This is a genomic window from Pollutimonas sp. M17, from assembly GCF_025836975.1.
Classification (GTDB): domain Bacteria; phylum Pseudomonadota; class Gammaproteobacteria; order Burkholderiales; family Burkholderiaceae_B.
In genome coordinates, this window is the sequence record NZ_CP107548.1 from 3,018,934 (window position 1) to 3,038,606 (window position 19,673).

The 19,673-nt window shown below is 60.5% G+C and carries 15 protein-coding genes and 1 tRNA gene; 2 read left to right on the forward strand and 14 right to left on the reverse strand.

The features are described 5' to 3' along the window. Positions 1–78 precede the first annotated feature (78 nt). From OEG81_RS14250 to OEG81_RS14315, 14 genes are all read right to left on the reverse strand, one after another. On the reverse strand, positions 79–789 hold the full coding sequence (locus OEG81_RS14250; RefSeq protein WP_264129939.1) for a M48 family metallopeptidase: 711 nt from the start codon (positions 787–789) through the stop codon (positions 79–81). Continuing rightward, the gene (locus tag OEG81_RS14255; RefSeq protein WP_264129940.1) at positions 789–3,914 is read right to left on the reverse strand and encodes a type I restriction endonuclease subunit R; all 3,126 of its coding nucleotides are present in this window, start codon (positions 3,912–3,914) and stop codon (positions 789–791) included. The genes OEG81_RS14250 and OEG81_RS14255 overlap by 1 nt, the downstream gene beginning before the upstream one ends. Before the next feature lie 4 nt (positions 3,915–3,918). Beyond that, complete coding sequence (locus OEG81_RS14260) at positions 3,919–4,974, reverse strand: PDDEXK nuclease domain-containing protein (RefSeq protein ID WP_264129941.1); 1,056 nt, start codon at positions 4,972–4,974, stop codon at positions 3,919–3,921. Continuing rightward, complete coding sequence (locus tag OEG81_RS14265; RefSeq protein WP_264129942.1) at positions 4,971–6,887, reverse strand: restriction endonuclease subunit S; 1,917 nt, start codon at positions 6,885–6,887, stop codon at positions 4,971–4,973. The genes OEG81_RS14260 and OEG81_RS14265 overlap by 4 nt, the downstream gene beginning before the upstream one ends. Beyond that, positions 6,878–9,658, reverse strand: a complete 2,781-nt coding sequence (locus OEG81_RS14270) for an N-6 DNA methylase (RefSeq protein ID WP_264129943.1) — start codon at positions 9,656–9,658, stop codon at positions 6,878–6,880. The genes OEG81_RS14265 and OEG81_RS14270 overlap by 10 nt, the downstream gene beginning before the upstream one ends. Before the next feature lie 174 nt (positions 9,659–9,832). Continuing rightward, complete coding sequence (gene ychF / locus OEG81_RS14275) at positions 9,833–10,924, reverse strand: redox-regulated ATPase YchF (protein WP_264129944.1); 1,092 nt, start codon at positions 10,922–10,924, stop codon at positions 9,833–9,835. A 116-nt stretch (positions 10,925–11,040) separates the two neighbouring features. After that, a complete protein-coding gene (locus tag OEG81_RS14280; RefSeq protein ID WP_264129945.1) occupies positions 11,041–11,829 on the reverse strand; it encodes a type II CAAX prenyl endopeptidase Rce1 family protein in 789 nt (262 codons plus the stop codon). Beyond that, the gene (gene pth, locus OEG81_RS14285) at positions 11,822–12,421 is read right to left on the reverse strand and encodes an aminoacyl-tRNA hydrolase (protein ID WP_264129946.1); all 600 of its coding nucleotides are present in this window, start codon (positions 12,419–12,421) and stop codon (positions 11,822–11,824) included. Before pth ends, OEG81_RS14280 begins: the two co-directional genes overlap by 8 nt. 105 nt (positions 12,422–12,526) lie before the next feature. Continuing rightward, complete coding sequence (locus OEG81_RS14290; RefSeq protein ID WP_264129947.1) at positions 12,527–13,150, reverse strand: 50S ribosomal protein L25/general stress protein Ctc; 624 nt, start codon at positions 13,148–13,150, stop codon at positions 12,527–12,529. Between the two features lie 126 nt (positions 13,151–13,276). Beyond that, positions 13,277–14,227, reverse strand: a complete 951-nt coding sequence (locus OEG81_RS14295; RefSeq protein ID WP_264129948.1) for a ribose-phosphate pyrophosphokinase — start codon at positions 14,225–14,227, stop codon at positions 13,277–13,279. Positions 14,228–14,337: 110 nt separating this feature from the next. After that, a tRNA-Gln gene (locus OEG81_RS14300) sits at positions 14,338–14,414 on the reverse strand. 3 nt (positions 14,415–14,417) lie between these two features. Further along, entirely contained in the window at positions 14,418–15,344 is a 927-nt protein-coding gene (ispE, locus tag OEG81_RS14305; protein ID WP_264129949.1) for a 4-(cytidine 5'-diphospho)-2-C-methyl-D-erythritol kinase, read from the reverse strand. After that, positions 15,345–15,926 carry a lipoprotein insertase outer membrane protein LolB gene (lolB, locus tag OEG81_RS14310; protein WP_264129950.1) on the reverse strand — a complete coding sequence of 194 codons (582 nt, stop codon included), beginning with the start codon at positions 15,924–15,926 and terminating at the stop codon, positions 15,345–15,347. Then, positions 15,923–17,701 (reverse strand): tetratricopeptide repeat protein, encoded by a 1,779-nt coding sequence (locus tag OEG81_RS14315; protein ID WP_264129951.1) that lies wholly within the window; start codon positions 17,699–17,701, stop codon positions 15,923–15,925. Before OEG81_RS14315 ends, lolB begins: the two co-directional genes overlap by 4 nt. 85 nt (positions 17,702–17,786) lie before the next feature. On the opposite strand from OEG81_RS14315, the gene mutM reads away from it, so the two are divergent. Both mutM and OEG81_RS14325 read left to right on the forward strand, forming a co-directional pair. Continuing rightward, positions 17,787–18,614 (forward strand): bifunctional DNA-formamidopyrimidine glycosylase/DNA-(apurinic or apyrimidinic site) lyase, encoded by an 828-nt coding sequence (mutM, locus tag OEG81_RS14320; protein WP_264129952.1) that lies wholly within the window; start codon positions 17,787–17,789, stop codon positions 18,612–18,614. A 78-nt stretch (positions 18,615–18,692) separates the two neighbouring features. Further along, positions 18,693–19,649: an MBL fold metallo-hydrolase gene (locus OEG81_RS14325; protein ID WP_264129953.1), complete on the forward strand. Its 957-nt coding sequence runs from the start codon at positions 18,693–18,695 to the stop codon at positions 19,647–19,649. The last annotated feature ends 24 nt before the right edge of the window (positions 19,650–19,673 follow it).

Consider the following 19,673-nt stretch of genomic DNA (forward strand, 5'->3'; position numbering starts at 1 on the left):
CCGATTACCCTGTTTGCAGATCCGGTACGGCATGGGCGAGTCGATGTAGTCTCGATTTATCCTGGCCGGTAGCAATATTCAAACAGTCTGTCCCAGTGGCAGCGCATTCAATTCCGCTCGAGCATCCCGCCAAGCGGGATAGTGTTGGGCCAGCAACGATATGAACCGCTCATTATGCGTCGGTTCGATCAGATGGATCATTTCATGCACGATCACATATTCAAGCAAGTCACGAGGCTTCTTGGCCAGTTCCGTGTTGAGCCGAATGTGGGCCTGGCGATGATTGCAACTACCCCATTTGGTTTTCATCCGTTGCAGGAAGTAGCCATTGACCTTCACGCCGATACGTGGCTCCCAGTATTCGATCAGGGGTGCAATAGCCTGATGTAGCAAACCGCGTTGCCAGCGTTGATAGATGGATTCGCGCTTGGCTGCACTGGAGCCGGGGCGCACAGACAATGTGATGCGACGGTGATCCATCTTCACCGCGGGCGGGGCATCGCGCTCCAGCACCAAGAGCAGATAGCGACGTCCCCAAACGTAGTGGCTTTCCCTGGTAACGAACTGGCGAGGAGTTTCGCGGGACTGTGCCTGCAATTGCACCTGTTGCTGGCGAATCCAACGCAGCTTGGAAACAGCATAGGCACGAGCAACTTCTAGCCGCGTGCCTATCGGGGCCACCAGCGTCACCGCACCCTTGGGCGGATGCACGGAAAGATGGACATTCTTCACGGCCTTGAACGTGACGGCGATGTCCAGTTCCCCCAGACGTATGTGCGTCTGCACCATCAGTAGCCCGGCTGATTTCTCAGCAAATCGAATAGTTTGAGCGTGGCCTCGCGGTTGCGTCCGGTCAACGGGTGTAGGAAATTCTGCACGATGCGCTCCTTGGCTTCGTCGCCACGCCATCCTGCCGGGGCTTCGTCACGCATCACACGATCGATCTTCAGTGCCAGCAAGGCCAACGGGTCTCCGTATTCGGCCTGTGGCTCTTTGACTACACCATCCGTATCGGGCAGCACATCGCCGGAAATGATGTCAGGCAGATTGCGATAAATCACCAGCGCACCTGCATTGCCGTGCAATATGGCAGGCTCATCGATGTCATGTTGTTTCGCGCGGTGCTTCTTCAGTATGTCTTCCGCCTTGCTCAGGAATGATTCGTAGGCCTCGGTGCCTTCACGGCTTTGCTGGATCAGGTCATCGAGCAGCTTGGACATCTGCTCATAAAAGCGCGGATCGGTCAGGCGATCTCGGATGATGGTCTTGCGGACGTTATTGATGATGGTTTCCGCAATGGCGTCCTTCGACAGCTTGCCCTTCTCATTGAGTTTCCTGGCGATGGCGTCGTGGATGCTGGTCTCGATAATCAGTTCGGTCAGCGACAGTTCTGCCAACTCGCCCAACGCCAGCGCTGGCTCGGCCTGGATATAGGTGTTGATAAGGTGGCGCATGTCGGCCTCATAGGGCTTGATGTCCAGCTCTTCGCCGCTGTAATGCTTGATGGCCGAACGCAGCTCAGCATAGAACTCGGTTTCCCGCCGCACAGTGTCGGCTTCGCTGTCTGAGTAACCCGCCTCGGTCAGGTTCTGGGCGATGTCCGCGAAGGCACGCAGATAGGTCGCCACCGCCTTGTAGAAGGCAATACGCAGCGCCTCGCTTTCCAGCAGAGCCTCCGGATAACCGGCATGGCCGCAGAAATAGTGGATGAACTGCTCCAGCTCACGCGGCGGCGGCACCGGCTCGCACAGGTAATGCAGCGCTTCACGGGCCTCGTCCAGTTGCTTGCGACCTTCCTCCAGCCAATTTTTCAGATGGACGTTGTTGTCGCCGCCATTGCCCGCATCGATGTCCAACTCGTCGGAGCTGTACACCGCAATGGCCTGCTGCACGTCACCGAAAAGCTCCTTGTAATCGACGATATGGCCATAGTCCTTGTCGTCACCGTCGAGCCGGTTGGTACGGCAGATGGCCTGGAACAGATTATGGTCGTGCAGTTCGTTGTCCAAGTAGATGTAGGTGCAACTGGGCGCATCAAAGCCGGTCAGCAGCTTGCTGACCACGATCAGCAGCTTCATGTTGGCCGGTTCCTCGATGAAGCGGCGCTTGGTTTCGTCTTCGTACTGTTTGGTGGTCTGGCCGGCACGGAGCACATGCTGCTTGTATGTGTCGTATTTGTAGCGTTCGTCGCTACCTGGGGATTCCTTCGAGATGGCCGTTGGGTTCGGCTGATACGAGGTGATGATCCCCACATGAGGGCCGAAATGCGTGTTCTGGAACAACCGGAAGTAATGGCAGGCATCGTAGATCGAAGCCGCTACCAGAATCGCTGTTCCGCGATCATTGTCCAGACGAGGCTTGAGGCTGAAATCCTCAATGATGTTGGCAACGATGCGATCCTTGCGTTCCTTGGCGCTCATCAGCTCTTCCATCGTGGCCCAGCGCTTGCGCAGGATGGATTTCTGGAAGTTGTTTAGTCCGCGCGTTTTCTTCTCGAACCAGGCATCGATGGCCTGGCGTGAAGTCAGCCGCTGCGGCACATCACGGGCCTCGTATTTCAAATCCAGCACCACCTTGTCGGCCACCGCTTCGTGGAACTTGTAGGTGTGGATATAAGTGCCGAACACTTCGCGAGTGGTTTGCCGATCCTTACGTAACAACGGTGTGCCGGTGAAGCCGATGAAGATGGCGTCGGCCAGCCAGCGCTTCATCTGCTTGTTCATGTTGCCGCCCTGGGTGCGGTGGCACTCATCCACGAATACATAGAAACGCCCATGGATGGGTGGTGGCTTTCCCTTGAGATCGGCCGCATCGAATTTGTGGATTAGAGCGCACAACACGCGCGGTGAGGTAGCGCTGAGTTTCTGCACGAAGTCTGCCCGTGAGGTAATGCGTGGTGGAGTCGCCCCTTCCCCGATCACCCCGGCGTTGCGCATCACGCCTTCGATCTGTTTGTCCAGCTCGTCGCGGTCGGTCACCACCAGTACCCGCGCATGCGGATCATGCTCCAGCAACCACTTGGCCAACAACACCATCAGGATGCTCTTGCCGCTGCCCTGGGTGTGCCAAATCACACCACCTTCGCGTTTGGCGATGCGTTCCTGAGCGGCCTTGATGCCCTGGTACTGGTGCTGACGGGGCACCTTCTTGAAGCCTGCATCGAAGATCACGAAGTTGCGGATCAACTCCAGAAACCGCGCCTTCTCGCATATCTGAACCAACGGGAGATCCAGCAACGCGCCCGCTGTTGCCATGGCTGACGGTTGTTCATCCTTCCACTGCACGAAAAACTGTTCCGGTGTGCCGGTGGTGCCGTAGCGCAAACCTTGCGCATCGCTGCCCGCCAGCAGCAACTGCACTGTGCTGAAGAAGCCCTGATTGAAGGTTTCCTCCTGATTGCTGCATAACTGGCGAATACCATCGCCCACATCGACCGAGCTGCGCTTGAGCTCGATCATCGCCACCGCCAGGCCATTGATGTACAAAACGATGTCCGGCCGGCGGGTGCTCCCGCCCCGTAGCGTCACCTCCTCAGCCAACGCGAAGTGATTACGGTCGGGCTGCACCCAGTCGATCAACTGCACTGTCTCATGCGATTGGCCCGCCGCGATCTGCACCGGCACGCCGTAGCGCAGCAACTGGTAGGTACGCAGCTTGGCCTGGTAGGGCGTGATGCCGGTGAAATCCACCGCAACTTCCAGCTTCTGCAACGCTGCGCCGATGTGGGCGGGCGAATAACCGCGCACGGCCAGATTGGCGCGCAACAGCGCGGTCTCGACGGCGCGGTTTTTGTCGCGCTTGCTCCAGTTGCCCAGGTGTTCGTAGCCCAGGCCGCCATCGGCCAGCGGAGTGGTGAACAGCCGTGCCACGCGGTTTTGGCTGTTGCGCTCGGAGCGCGGCATGGGTTGGGTCATCGCATCATTCCTCGGTGCCATCATCCATAGGCTTGCCCAGCTCCCACTCGATCTGTTCGATCGTCGGCAGGCTGGTTTGCAACTCTTGCGGCAGGGATTCCACCAGCTTGTATTCGGCAATACCCATGGGCTGCGACTTATCGCCCAAGGCGTACTCGGCCACCACCTTGTTCTTACTCTTGCACAGCAGCAGGCCGATGCTCGGGTTGTCCTGCGCGTACTTCACCTGCCGATCCACCGCCGTCAGGTAAAAGCCCAGTTGCCCCAGGTGCTCGGGCTTGAACTTGCCGGCCTTCAGTTCGATCACCACGTAACAGCGCAGCTTGAGGTGGTAGAACAACAAGTCGATGAAAAACTCCTCGCCGCCCACGTCCAGCAACACCTGTCGGCCAACGAAGGCGAAACCCGCACCCAGCTCCAGCAGGAAATCGGTGACGTGTTGTACCAGCGCCTTCTCAATTTCGCGTTCCTGAGCTTCCTCGCCCAGGCCGAGAAAATCGAAGCGGTAAGGATCTTTCAGTGACTCGTTGGCCAGATCAGATTGTGGTGCAGGCAGGCGCTGATCGAAGTTGGTAACGGCTTTGCCCGTGCGCTCCAGCAGGCGGGTTTCGATGTGGATGTTCAACACATTCCGCGACCAGCCATGTTCGATCGCCGCGCGGGCATAGGCCAGGCGCTCCGTTGGCGCTTTCAGGCGATCCAGCAATACCAGGTTGTGCCCCCAGGGCAATTGTGCAGCAGCCTGCTGCACAATTTCGGCGTCCGGCCAGGCCTCGGCAAACGCACGCATGTACTTGAGGTTGCGCGGCGAAAAACCTTTCATCTCCGGGAACGCCGTGCGCAGGTCATGCGCCAGTCGATCGATCACCTTTGCGCCCCAACCCTGCTCGGCCTGCCGCGCCAGAATGTCGCAGCCGATCTGCCAGTACAGGCTCACCAGTTCCCGATTGACCGCCAATGCCGCACGCTGCTGCGCGGAGTGGATGCGTCCCTTCAGGTCGGCCAGCCAGTCGGCGTAGCCTTGCGGGGCTGAAGTCAGGGAGACTGGCTTGTCGGTCATGGCAATGTCACTCCTTTGGGCACAAAACCTTTTTCTCGCATCCAGCGTAGAGCCTTCAGCCAGCGATCTTCAGATATCCGCTGCTTTGCTTCGTGCCAGTTGTACAGCACCTCATGCACGATCATTTCATCGGAGACGGCTCCTTTTTCACGCAGCAGATCGCTCCATGCCACCAGCAAGGTAGCGACGATTTCGCATTGCTCCGATTTGGCAGTTTTGAAGGTACTCAGAATTTTCTCAAAGGTCTCGACGATTCCAGAGAAATGCCGATCAAAGTACGGCTTGTGGCCGCCGCGCTTCGCCAGCGGTACGTATTGGTAACGCCCTTCTTGCTTCCGCGCCTCGAACCATTGCTGCTTCTGTAATTGGCTGTCTATCGAGCGCAGCGCCCGATTGTCATAGGGGCCGGCGGCCTTGCGGTGATAGGTGGAGCCAATATCAACCTCACACAGATGCTCGGCGAGGAACATCATCTTCTCGAACTTGACATGACCGAAGGTCGGTTGCTCGTGCAACTGGTCGATGATTTCAGCAGCCAGTACGCTTCTCAGGAAATGGACATTTGCCTTGCGTCCTTCCGTTTGTGCCGCCGCTTCCTCGTCAGGCTTTTCGGTAGACTTGACCAGCCGCGTCCTGCCGGTCAGCAGTTCCTGCATCATGGCCTGCTTGAGGGCGCGGGTTTTGATGTGGCGAGTTTCGAGGGCTGTGATTTCGGCTTCCATGTCGATGAGCAAAGAGGAGATAGCCTGCTGCTCATCAATACTAGGAAGCCTCAATTCAGCGCTGGCGATATGTGCTCGATTCGTCGCATACACCTTTGTGCCGGCGGCAAGTTGCCGAAGGTGATCGTGGAACTTTGGGATGAACTGGATATAGGCTTTGAAACCATCTGCCAGCACACTCTTGTCAAATCTAATTACGATGGTATGCAATCCCGAAACCAGATTAATGCCCGTCGCATTTTGGATTTCAACCGATTTGCCAATACCATCCATATCCTCAGATGCGTCAGCAAAAATGAGGTCGCCATTTTGCAGGCGATCCAAGCGACTCGCCTTGACGCGTGGGAGGCTAGGCATTTCTACGCTGGCAGGGTCAAGCATCACTCGCGAAGATCCGTGGATGTCGCCGTAATGCAAGTATAGAACATCATCACCCCAAGAAAGCTCGGCACGTGAATTCACACCGTTCTTCAGGAAGGTCAAATGATCTCCCAACCGCTTCACCTCCCAATCCCGATTAAACCCCGGCAGGCGGGTTTGGCCGGTGAGAAGTTGCTGCATCGTGGCCTGTTTGATTGCACGCTTTTTGGCGATCAGGCGATCCAGTCCGTCCAGCAGTGCGTCCATGTCGTTGAGGGCCGCGGCGATGGTGCGTTGTTCATCTAGGTCGTTGGGACATGGAACCTTGATGTTCCCTAGTGCACTACGCGATATACGTTTATGGGTTGTCCCTCCGACTTGCTCCAAAACCGATTCAAACCACTGAGGTGTGGAAAAATACTGAACAAGGTAACTACGATCGGCGACTATCTCAGCTGGCCGAAAGATAGTCACATCTACTGCCGTAACGACTTTTGTTTCTGCGAGATTTGGAAGGATGCAAGCACGACCAGCCGGCTCTGCCAAACGACATATCAGAATATCGCCTGGAATCAATTCCTTGCACTTCAGTTTTTCGAAAGATGACTCATAGATATATTTCTTGGCATCCTTTTCTACGAACTTTCCCATTCCAATGTTGCCCGTCTGAACAATTCTGTATCCGCCATCAGAAATATGCTCCGCTTCGATCCAGTCTCCATCATCAAATCGTGCCTTTTGATATCCAGCAATTTCAAAGACTGTCCTAATGCCCCAATCCTCCGGGATCACCCCCACTTCCGTCTGCTTATACCCCGGCGTCACTTCCATGTCGCCCCCATCTTCTTCAGGTGTGCTCCCACCTTGACACTGAGGGCTGCCACCTCGTCTTCCAACTTGGGCAGCGGGGTGCCGTAGCGTTCGGCCAGTTCGCGGATGCGCTGGGCGAGGGTTTGCGAGATGCGATCCAGCTCCTGCTGCACGTTGGCCTGCAAGCGGGCCAGCCACTTGTCTCGTACCACCAGCGTTTTGACCTCGATTTCGCTGAGGGTGACGTAATGGTCGTGGGCTTGCTGGTCGAGTTCCGCCTCCAGCGTTTTGACGGTTTTCTTCAGTGCGGCTTCGCGGGTGCTGAGTTGCTGCCACTGCTTGAGCACGGTGCGTTCGTCGGCGCTGTCGGCGTCATCACCGATTTCGGTGAGGCGATCTTTCACCGGCCCGGCGTTGATCTTGTCAAAGCCTGCGAAGGCGCCGTCTTCGCCGCCGTGTTCTTCTTCCAGTTCGGCGATCTGGCTAGCAATGCTTTCAAGCTCGGCCTGTTTCGCGTCCAGTTCAGCTTGCTCGTCGGCGAAGTAGCGGGCGACGATGTATGGCTTGGGCAGAAGGTCGCAGGTCCAGCCCTTGTCCTTGATCTTGCCCTTCTTGTCGGTTTCCATAATACGCCGAGGCAGCGCCATCCAGCCGTCGGCAACGATCAGGTAGGCGTCGTCCTGCATGGTTTCGGCCCAGTAGTCCATCAGGTGCTGGTAAATGTCGTAGGGATCGAGCAACGGCGCGGCGTGGAAGGTGGTGAGCAGGGTTTCGGAGACCTGCGCGACCAGCGCCTTGGGTTTGTCGCCGGGCTGGATGCCGGTGAGCAGCGGCATGACGGCCTGCTGCCATTTGCCGAACAGGGTTTCCACCTTGCTACGGAATTGCTGGAACTGCGGGTGGGCGAGGATGATGGAACGCACTTCGGCCATCGGCTGGCGCAGCCGCGCATAACCGGGACGCTCGGCCTCGAACAGCGCATGGCGCAGTGCGGGCATTTCCTGCCAGTCGGCTGCGAAGGCGTCGATGTCGCGCTCGGGGATGCCACCGTTGAGGTGGGCATTAATGTCGTGCAGGTCTTCCGGCTCACTGCTGTCGATGTAGCGCGGCAGGTTGAGGTTGTAGTCGTTCTTTTCGCTGGCGATTTCGTCCAGCGGCACCATGCGAGCGTAGCGCGGCTCGTCCGCGCTACGGCGGAAGGTATCGACAATGCGGTGGATGTCCTGCTCGCGCAGGCGGTTCTTGGGGCCGTCCTTGACGAAGCCTTTGCTGGCGTCGATCATGAAGATTCCCTTGCGGGCGCTGGCGTTTTCCTTGTCCAGCACCAGGATGCAGGCGGGAATGCCGGTGCCGTAGAACAGGTTGGCAGGCAGGCCGATGATGCCCTTGAGGATGCCCGAGTGCACCAGTTGCCTGCGGATGTGGGCTTCCGCATTGCCGCGGAACAGCACGCCGTGCGGCAGGATGATGGCACCCTTGCCGGTGGTGGCCTTCATGCTGCGGATGATATGCAGCAGGTAGGCGTAGTCGCCCTGCTTGGCGGGCGGCTCGCCCCAGGTGAAACGGTGGTACGGGTCGTTGGCCGGGTTGAGGCCGGTGGACCATTTCTTGTCGGAAAACGGCGGATTGGCGACTACGTAGTCGTAGGCACGCAGTTGTTCGCCATCCTTGAACTTGGGGTTTACCAGTGTGTCGCCGCTGAGGATGGTGGCACTGGGGAAGCCGTGCAGGATCATATTCATCCGCGCCAGGCCGGCGGTGGCCACGTCCTTTTCCTGCCCTTCCAGGGTGATCTGCCGGCCTACCTCAGCGGCTACTTTCAGCAGCAGCGAGCCGGAACCGCATGTCGGGTCATACGCAGTGGTGGAAGCCTTGGTGCTGGCGTGCGAGATGCCAATCACCTGGGCAATGATGCGGCTGACTTCGGCCGGGGTATAGAACTGGCCCTTGCTCTTGCCGGAATCCTGCGCGAAGTGGCGCATCAGGTATTCGTAGGCATCGCCGAGCAAATCATCGTTGTCGGCGCGATTGTTGGCGAAGTTCAGCTCGGGCTTTTCGAAGATGGCGATCAGGTTGCCCAGCCGTTCGACCATGGCTGAGCCTTCGCCGAGCTTATTGGGGTCGTTGAAGTCAGGGAAGTCGCTGCGTGCCAGCTTAGTGTTGGCGTCGATCAGCTTCTGGATGACCTGGATGTTGATTTTGTCACCAATATCGTCCTTGCCCTTGAGCGCCACCATGTCCTTGAACGAGGCACCGGGCGGGATGACCACGGGCGGGGCGAAATCGTCGCTGTTGCCGTACTTGTCGCTGATGTACTTGATGAACAGCATGAACAGCACGTAGTCCTTGTACTGACTGGCGTCCATGCCGCCGCGCAGTTCGTCGCAGGAGGCCCAGATGGAGCTGTAGAGATCGGATTTCTTGATGACACCGTTGCGCGGGGCAAGCGTCTTGGCAGCAGGGGTAGCAGTCGCTCCGTCCCGCGATGACGAATCTGCTTTCATCTTTGTCTTCAGGTATGGCACGGAGACTTCGCGTACCTCCAACGACGTCGCTGATTCTTTGTTTGCCGTATAGGTTGTTGTGGCCAGGGCGACTGAGCCGCCGCGACCTTGGCCGGGAACGATCCGGCTTTCCTCAAGCAATTGCTGCTTGATACTGTCATAAGTGGATTCTTGCCATCCCAATGCTTCCCGCAGCCGCTGATTTTCCGCGGAACTACCCATAGCTTCGAGCGTGCTGATAAAGCGCTCGATCTTCTTTTCAGTACTTGTCACTTCAGTATCCATCATGGTTGGCGGCTTAGCTGGATACCGGCCTCTTTTTCTACAGTACCCAACGTTCAGGCGGTAGGAAGCAACTTCGCCCCACGGACTTTACCGGTTGATTCGACCAATTTCTCTGATTTCATCACCTGCAGCATTAGCCAAATCACGTCCCGGCTCACGCCCGGGCCGGCAAGCGAATCAAACATTAAACAGGAAATTCAACACATCCCCGTCCTTCACCACATACTCTTTCCCTTCCGCGCGCATCTTGCCGGCTTCCTTGGCGCCCTGCTCGCCCTTGCAGGCAATGAAGTCCTCGAACGCGATCGTCTGCGCACGGATGAAGCCGCGCTCGAAGTCGGTGTGGATGACGCCGGCGGCCTTGGGCGCGGTGTCGCCGATGTGTATGGTCCAGGCGCGCACTTCCTTGACGCCGGCGGTGAAGTAAGTCTGCAGGCCCAACAAGTTGTAGGCCGCGCGGATGACGCGGTTCAGGCCGGGCTCGTCCATGCCCATGTCGGCCAGAAACACGCTTTTGTCTTCGTCGTCCAGCTCGGCGATCTCCGCTTCGACGGCGGCGCACACGGCCACGACGGGGGCGTTCTCGGCCTCGGCGTACTTCTGCACGGCGGCCAGGTGCTCGTTGTTCTCGAAGCCGTCTTCCTTGACGTTGGCCACGTACATGCAGCGCTTGGCGGTGATGAAGCAGAACTGCTTGATCAGGGCCAGGTCGTCGTCGTCCAGTCCCAGCGAGCGCACGGGCCGCGCCTCGTTCAGGACGGGGATGATTTTTTCCAGCAGGGCCACCATCTTGATGGCTTCCTTGTCGCCGGCGCGCGCGGTCTTCTGGTTGCGCTGCAAGGCTTTTTCGGCGGTGGCCAAGTCGGCCAGGGCCAGTTCGGTGTTGATGACTTCGATGTCGGAAACGGGGTCGATGCGGCCGGCCACGTGGATGACGTTCTCGTCGTCGAAGCAGCGCACCACGTGCACGATGGCGTCGGTTTCACGGATGTTGGCCAGGAACTGGTTGCCCAGGCCTTCGCCCTTGGATGCGCCCGCCACCAGGCCGGCGATGTCGACGAATTCGACCACGGCGGGCAGGATGCGCTCGGGCTTGACGATTCCGGCCAGCGCCGCCAGGCGGCTGTCCGGGACTTCGACGACGCCCACGTTAGGCTCGATGGTGCAGAAGGGATAGTTCTCGGCGGCAATGCCTGCCTTGGTCAAGGCATTGAACAGGGTTGATTTTCCGACGTTGGGCAGGCCAACGATGCCACATTGCAAAGCCATGAGTGTCCTGAGATATAAAGATAAAAACGGGAAGAAGCCGCTATTGTAGTGGTTTGGGCGATCGACCTGGCATGAAGTTCGCCGGTCCGCAAGCGGGCCGCTCCGGAGCCGGCGGCTTACGCCGCCAGTTCGGGGGCATAACTCAATATCAGCCACACCACCAGCAAAGGACCGCCGTTGAACATGCAATGCAGCAGCATCGACGCGCCTATGCCGCGCCGGACGCGCAGCCAGCCCAGGACCAGTCCGGTCAGCCACTGGGGCAGGACCAGCAGGGGCAGCAGCCACAGCGGTGTGTGATGCAGGTTGAAGTTGTACAGATGCACGGCGGCGAACAGCAGGGACGACAGGTGAAAGACCCAGGGGAAACAGCGCCGGTACATCCAGCGATAGCGCCAGGGCAGCGGCCTGCGGGTATAGGGCAGTGCCGCCATATAGGGCAGCCAGCACACAAGCAGTATGCCGGTGAGCAGCAGGATGCCGGGCCAGCGCCCTCCCATGAGCATGGCGGCCACGGCGGCGGGCAGCAGCCACCAGGCCTGGCCCAGGCGGCGCAGGCTGTAGCGAAAGACCAGTTCTTCGACAATGGGTGCCCATAGCAGGGCCTGCAGCCAGGGCACATTGTTCAGGTCCAGCCGGTGTGTGGCGCCCCCCGCTCCGGCGGCGGCCACGGCAATCGGTCCCAGAAAAACCAGGTTGACGGCCCACAGGAAGAACGCCCATTTCAGCAGGCGCCCCGCGGACAGGGCCGGAAACCAGTCTTCCCACCAGCCGCTGACGGCATGCCGGCCGGGCAGCCGGGGGCCGAAACGGGGTTTGAAAATGAAACGGAAAAAGTCGCGCAATTCGTCGCGAAAGCGTGGGCCGCAAATGCGGGGCCTGGCGGCCGCTGCGGCATCAGCCACGATTGGCCTCGTGCAATTGGCTGGTGGCCTGCGTGAACTCGCCGCGCAGCAATGCGGGCGCGACGGCGCGGCAACGGTCTATGACGGCTTCTATCTCTTTCAGTTCCTCGCGCCGCGGCGGATTCAGCACGAAGGCGGCCACTTGCTGCGCCAGCCCAAGCGTGCGCGGATGGCCGATGCCCAGCCTGAGGCGCCAGAAATCCGGGCTGGAAAAAGCCGCCTGGATGTCGCGCAGTCCGTTATGGCCGGCATGGCCGCCACCGCGCTTCAGCTTGACGTTGCCGGGCAGAAGATCGAGCTCGTCGTGCAGCACCAGGACCTGTTCGGGAACCAGCTTGTAGAACCGCATCAGGGCGCCGGCCGCCTGCCCCGAACGGTTCATATAGGTGGACGGCTTGGCGATGATGACCGCCTCGCCGTCGAAACGCGCCTTGGCCACCCAGGCGGAGAACGCTTTTTCCAGCGTGAAGCTGGCCTTCAGGTCGTCGGCCAGGTGGTCGGCCAGCCAGAAGCCGGCATTGTGGCGTGTGGTTTCGTATTCGGGGCCGGGGTTGCCCAAGCCTATGATCAGGCGCACGGGAGGTTGAGTCATAGTCCAGAGTCTACACAAGAAAAACCCCTGCCGGCTGAAGGCCAGGCAGGGGTTGGTCCGGGACGGGTCCGTCAGTGATGAACGGACATCCGTCCGCTGCGGGCCTTACTCCGCGGCGGAAGCGTCGGCTTCGCCGGCGGCCGCATCGCCGCTGTCGGCAGCGCCGCGCTGAGCCAGGGCGGCAGCCAGCACCAGGTCGCTTTCAGCGCCGTGAACCGTGTGGGTCACGCCCTTGGGCAGGGTGATGTCCGACAGGTACACATTGGCGCCGCCGGTCAGTTGGGCCAGGTCCACTTCGATGAACTTGGGCAGGTTGGCGGGCAGGCACGTGACTTCGAGCTCGGTCACGACGTGGCTGATGATCTGGCCGCTGACCTTGACCGCGGGCGAAATTTCGCCGTTGACGAAGTGCAGGGGGACCTTGGTCGTGATGGCCTGCGAGGCATCGACGCGCTGGAAATCGACGTGCAGGACTTGCTGCTTGTAGGGGTGCCATTGCACGGCACGCAGCAGGACCTGATCGCCTTTCTTGCCATCGAGCTCCATATCCAGGATGGAGGCGTGGAACTCTTCCTTGCGCAGGGCATGGTAGATTTCGTTGTGGTCGAGCTCGATGCTCAGCGGATCGGCGGTGCCGCCGTACACAATGGCGGGCACACGGCCAGCGTGGCGCAGGCGGCGGCTCGCACTCGTACCCTTATCGCTACGCGAAGTGGCGTTGAATTTCATGGATAACTCCAGATTGCTTTGGACTTGCACTACCCTCGCGGGAGGCGCAGGTCCTGTTGGTAAACGCGGCGCCATCATGCGCCGCGAACGACTGTTGCCCGCCGCGACCAGCGGGCAACGGTATGCTTAATCGACGAACAGGGAACTGACCGATTCGGCGTTGGAAATACGTAATATGGTTTCGCCCAGCAGCGATGCGCAGGACAGCTGGCGTATCTTGCCGCAGTCGCGCGCCGCTTCCGAAAGCGGGATGGTGTCGGTGACGACAAGCTCGTCCAGCTCGGATTCGACGATGCGCTGCACGGCGCCGCCGGACAGGACGGGATGCGTGCAATAGGCGTAGACGGCGCCGGCGCCGCGCTCTTTCAGCGCCTGGGCGGCCTTGCACAGCGTGCCGGCGGTATCGACCATGTCGTCCATGATGATACAGGTGCGGCCATCGACTTCGCCAATGATGTTCATGACTTCCGACACGTTGGCGCGGGGACGGCGCTTGTCGATAATGGCCAGGTCGGCTTCCAGCTGCTTGGCCAGCGCACGGGCGCGCACCACGCCGCCGATATCGGGCGACACCACGACCAGGTTCTGATAGTTGCGGCGCCAGATGTCGCCCAGCAATATGGGGCCGGCATAGATGTTGTCGACCGGAATATCGAAGAAGCCCTGGATCTGGTCAGCGTGCAGGTCCATGGTCATGACGCGGTCCACGCCGACCACCTGCAGCATGTTGGCAACCACCTTGGCCGAAATGGAAACCCGCGCGGAGCGCGGGCGTCGGTCTTGGCGTGCGTAGCCGAAATAAGGGATGGCGGCGGTGATCTTGCCGGCCGAGGCACGGCGCAGGGCATCGACCATGACCATGATTTCCATCAGGTTGTCGTTGGTCGGCGCGCAGGTGGGCTGCAGCACGAAAACGTCTTTGCCACGCACATTCTCATTGATTTCCACCATGACCTCACCATCCGAGAAACGACCGACGGTCATTTTTCCGAGCGACATGTCAAGGTGATTTGCAACATCGACCGCTAAACGAGTGTTAGCCGTGCCGGTAAAAATCATGAATCTGTCGTGTGCCATGGCGGAGGGTAGATTGCGTAGCGTTAAACAACAAAGCTGTTGACCAGCACCGCCGTTTGGGGCCGACTCAACAGCTTTACGTTAACTGCAAGCCTGTTGGCTTGAAAAAGTGGCTGGGGAAGAAGGATTCGAACCTTCGCATGCTGGAATCAAAATCCAGTGCCTTAACCAGCTTGGCGATTCCCCAATTTCAACTGCTTATCCAGCTTCGTAGCGGATGATCCATCAGCCCCGGGCAAGCCCAGGCATTTTGAATGGCCGCTGCGTCGTCGCTTTCGCGACAAGATATTTTACCGATAATTTGCCGCTGGCACACGAGTGCTTGTTCCAGCGTTACAAACTCTGCAAAAAAACAAGAACCCGAACCGCTCATTCTTGCGCTCAACCCTTGTTGAAGAAGCCAGTTGTGTACGGCCCCGACACGCGGATACTTCGCAAAAACGACTGGCTCAAGATCATTGCGCCCAAAAAAACCGTTCTCAAAAAAACCGTTATCGGGCGCATTGTTTTTTTGCCAATCAGCAAAGACCGATATTTTGACCGAAGGTGAATTCCTTGTCAAATCGGGCGAAGAAAATATCCCCGAGGTGGGGACGCTTTGCGGCGGCTGCGCCACAAGATAGGCACGCTCGGGCAGCGTCAGCGGGGACAGGATTTCGCCTACCCCTTCGGCGAACGCCGGCTGACCGTATATGAAGACGGGAACATCCGCGCCCAGCGGCAGTGCCAGCCTCATGAGGTCCTGGCGGCCCAGGCCGGTCTGCCACAAGCGGTTCAGGGCGATCAAGGTCGAGGCGGCATCGCTGGAGCCGCCGCCCAGGCCGCCGCCGGACGGTATGGTCTTGCGATAGCGGATTTGCGCACCCAGCTGCGTGCCTGTGGCCTTTTGCAGCGCCCGGGCTGCACGCACCACCAGGTCGTCTTCCTGGGCCAGGCCGGCCAGGCCTTCGCCCTCGCGCATGACATGCCCGTCGCGGCGCAGATCAAAGCTCAGCGTGTCGCACAAATCGATGAAACGGAAGGCCGTCTGCAACAGATGGTAGCCGTCGTCGCGGCGGCCCGTTACGTGCAGGAAAAGATTGATTTTGGCCGGCGCCGGCACATCGTACAAGGCCATTTATTCGTCGACCACCAGCCGCACGCTGATGCGGCGATCGGGGTCGTTGCGGTTCATCTGCAACAAGGCAGGTCCCTGGCCGTCGTAGCGTGAAAGCTGCACGCGCCAGCCATCCTGGGTGAACGCGCCGACCTGGCCGCGCTCGTTCTTTTGCAGGTCGGACACGCCGGCGCCGCCGACCCGTCCCTGCAGCCAGTCGCGCAGGCCCGCCACCGGAATGGGGCTGCCCAGCACCTGCTCGACCAGCGCATCGGGGTGAGCCGCCTGTTCACGCTCGCCATTGCTGCGCGTGAGCGTGGCCAGCCCCGGCTCGACGTCGACCCGCGCCAGCGTATTGCCCAGCGGGTTGGCCAGGTCCAGGGTCAGTGCATTGCCCTGGTCGCGCCAGGCGAACCCGCCCTGCACGGCGTCGTGCCTGCCGTCGAAATAATTCACGCTGACGGCGAAGCGCCCCGCGCGTTCGAACGCGGGGCCGGACGCATCGCCGCCGATTTTCCGCGGCGTCGCGCAGGCGGTCAGCAAAAGAGCCGCCAGGCCGGCGACGCACCATGCCCTGTATCGCCGCAACAGCGCTTGCCTCATTTCAGGTCCACTCCCAGCCGCTGCAAGGTCTTCACCAGGGTTTCGTTTTCAGGATCCTGGTCCCGGCCTTCGCGCCAGATGCGCTTGGCCTCTTCGCCCCGTTTGCTGACCCACAACACCTCGCCCAGATGGGCCGCCACGTCGGCCGTGGGCAATTGCCTATAGGAGCGTTCCAGGTATTCGATGGCCGCCTCGTTGTCGCCCGTGCGGAACAGGTACCAGCCGACGCTGTCCAGGATGTAGGGGTTGTCGGGGTCGAGTTCCAGGGCGCGCTCCAGCAGGTCCTGCGCTTCGTCCAGCCGACGGTTCTGGTCCGCATAGGTGTAGCCCAACGAGTTGTACGCATTGGCGTTGTTCGGGTCCAGCTCGATGACACGCCTCATCAGCGCCTCGAACTCGTCCATCTTCCCTTGCCGCTCGTAGAGCATGGCCAGGTCGTACTTGACCTCGGCGCTGTCGGGGATTTCTTTATCGGCCTTGACCAGGACCTCGACCGCCGTGTCCGTGCGGCCCGCCTCGCGATAGATGGAGGCCAGGGTCAGCGCCACCACGGAGCGCTCGTGGTTGTCCTGGGGCTTCAGCGCGTCTATGGTCTGGCGCGCCTTGTCCAGCCGGCCCTGCCTGGCTTGCAGCACCGCCTTGTGGACCTGCGCCTGGAAGCGCAGCGACGGATCGTCGATCAGGTCCAGTTCGGCAATGGCGTCGTCGATGCGATCCTGCTTCTCGGCGATCTGCACCAGCAGCAGGCGCGCATCGGATGCATCGGCCGCCGCGCTGGTGGCCTTGTCGCTGATGGACTGGCGGCGCTGGGTCTGCACATTGATGTATTCACGCAGCAATGCTTGCGCCTGGGTATAGCGCTCGGCGCGCACATTGACCTGGGCCTCGTTGTACAGCAGGTCGAAATCTTCGGGAGCCTGGCGGCGCATGGTCTGGATTTGCGCGATCGCCGCGTCGAACTCATGGCGGTCCGCAAGCCGGCTGACCAGCATGAGCTGCAGCTTGCGGCTGCCTGGATGCTTGGCCAGGTAGGCGCGTGTGCTGTTTATGGCGGCAACCGGATCCACTTTCAGGCCATACTCCAGCACGCGCTGGGCGGCGGCATCGGAGTCGGGCTCCATGGCCTGAGCCTGCCTGGCTTCTTCGAGCGCCCTGGCCGGTTCCGAGGCCGCCCAGGCGGCATCGGCCAGCGCCAGATGCGCCACCGGCAAGGAGCGGACGGAGGGATGCAGGGCCTGCTCCAGCACATCCAGGGCCAGGCGCTTGTCGGCCATCTTGGCGACGATGGCCGACGCCTGCGCCACGGCCTGCTCTTTGTCCTGGGCTTTTTCGATGCGCGCCCACAAGGCGGACGCCAGGCCCGAGGTCTGGCCATTGGAGGCGGCCAGCGCCAGCGACGAGGCCACGGCTTCCGGATCACGGGGGGAAAGCAGCGCCCATTCGCGCGCGGCGCTGAGCGCCTGCGCCATGTTGCGATCGGCGATGGAAAGCTGGAAGGCGCGCTTGGCCAGCCTGGGATCGGAGGTTTCCCGCGCCAGGGCAAGCAGCGTCTGGCCCGCCACATCGTAGCGCCCGCGTGTGGCGGCGACTTCGGAAGTGAGTATCCTGTAAAGGATATCGGCGGTAAGCTTGACTGCGGGCAGTTCGCCGGCGCGTAGACGGATCTGCTCGACCTGGCCGGCGGGTTCGTCGGCCGGGGCGGAATGCGCGGGGACAGCCCACTGCGCAAGAACAGGCGCCAATACCGTAAACACCAAGGGAATCGAAAGTTTCATTCAAGAGGACCATCGCCGCTGCGCCCGGAATAAGCGTCAGATGGCAAAATTACACAGTCAGATTTAAAGATGTTATCACCCCCTCATGCCTGAACTGCCAGAAGTCGAAACGACGCGTCGCGGAATAGCGACGATTATGCCCGGCCACGTGCTCGAGCGCTTTGTGGTCCACGAGCCGCGCATGCGCTGGCCCATTCCCGCCGATCTGCCCGACAGGATCAGCGGCCGGACGGTGCTGGCCTGCGAACGCCGCGGCAAGTACCTGCTGATCAATTTCGATCATGGCACACAGATCATTCACCTGGGCATGTCCGGCTCGCTGCGGCGGACGCCGCAGAACGAGCCACGGCGCAAGCATGACCATGCCGAATGGATCTTCGGCCATGCCCGCTTCCTTCTGCACGACCCGCGCCGCTTCGGTGCCGTGCTGTGGCACGATGCCGCCGACGGCCCCATTGCCGCCCATCCGCTGCTGGCCACCCTGGGCATCGAGCCCTTCGACGAACGGTTCACGCCCGATTATCTGTACGGCAAGCTGCGGGGCAAGACGCTGTCCATCAAACAGGCGCTGCTGGCGGGGCATATCGTCGTAGGGGTGGGAAATATCTACGCCTCGGAAGCGCTGTTCCGGGCCCGCATCAACCCCCGCACACCCGCGGGCACCGTATCGCGCGCCCGCTGCGCGGCGCTGGCCGCCGCGGTCAGGCAGACGCTGAGCGAAGCACTGGAATCGGGCGGCAGCACCTTGCGCGACTACGTCAATGCCACCGGCCAGCCGGGCGCTTACTTCGAGATGCACGCGGCGGTGTACGAAAAAGCCGGACAAGCCTGCATTGAATGCTCGACCCCCATACGGCGCATCGTCCAGGGCCAGCGCGCCAGCTATTTCTGCCCAAAATGCCAGCGCCGATGAACTAAATTCGTCTATAACGAATACATTGCATATAAACAAACAATACGATATATTCTGCCCATCAACGGAGATCTACCCATGAGCAAACAGTTCGCGTCCCACGCCGACCTCGACGACAAGGTCGTTTCATTCGAAAAGCTATCCGACAACGCCTACGCCTACACGGCCGAAGGCGATCCCAATACCGGCATCATCGTCGGCGATGAATCCGTCATGGTGATCGACACCCAGGCCACGCCCGTGATGGCGCAAGACGTCATCCGCCGCGTTCGCGAAGTGACAGACAAGCCCATCAAGTACATTTTGCTGTCGCACTACCATGCCGTGCGGGTGCTGGGCGCATCGGCCTACAACGCGCAGGAAATCATCGCCAGCCGCGACACCTATGACCTCATCGTCGAGCGCGGCGAACAGGACAAGGCCAGCGAGATCGGTCGTTTCCCACGCCTGTTCCGCAACGTGGAATCCGTGCCTCCCGGCCTGACCTGGCCCACCATCACCTTCGACGGCGAAATGACGGTCAACCTGGGCAATCTGGAAGTCCAGATCTTGCAAGTGGGGCGCGGCCACACCAAGGGCGACACCATCGCCTGGCTGCCCGAGCAGCGCATCCTGTTCGCCGGCGACCTGGTCGAGTATCAGTCCACCCCTTACGCGGGCGACTGCTACTTCCGCGAATGGCCGCACACCCTGGACACGCTGGCCGAATTCAATGCCGAAAAAATGGTGCCCGGACGCGGCCCCGCCCTGAAGTCGGCCGACGAAGTGCGCAAGGGCCTGGCCGGCACGCGCGCCTTCCTGACGGACCTGTACACCTGCGTGAATACCGGCGTGGCCGAGGGCAAGGACCTGAAGGCCATCTACCGCGAAACCTACGATTTCATGAAGCCGCGCTATGCCGACTGGGTCATCTTCGACCACTGCATGCCCTTCGACGTCTCGCGCGCCTACGACGAAGCCACGGGCTACGACGATCCGCGCATCTGGACGGCGGAACGCGATATCGAAATGTGGAAGCAGCTCGAAGGCCAGTAAACAGGCCGCCACCGCACATGGACG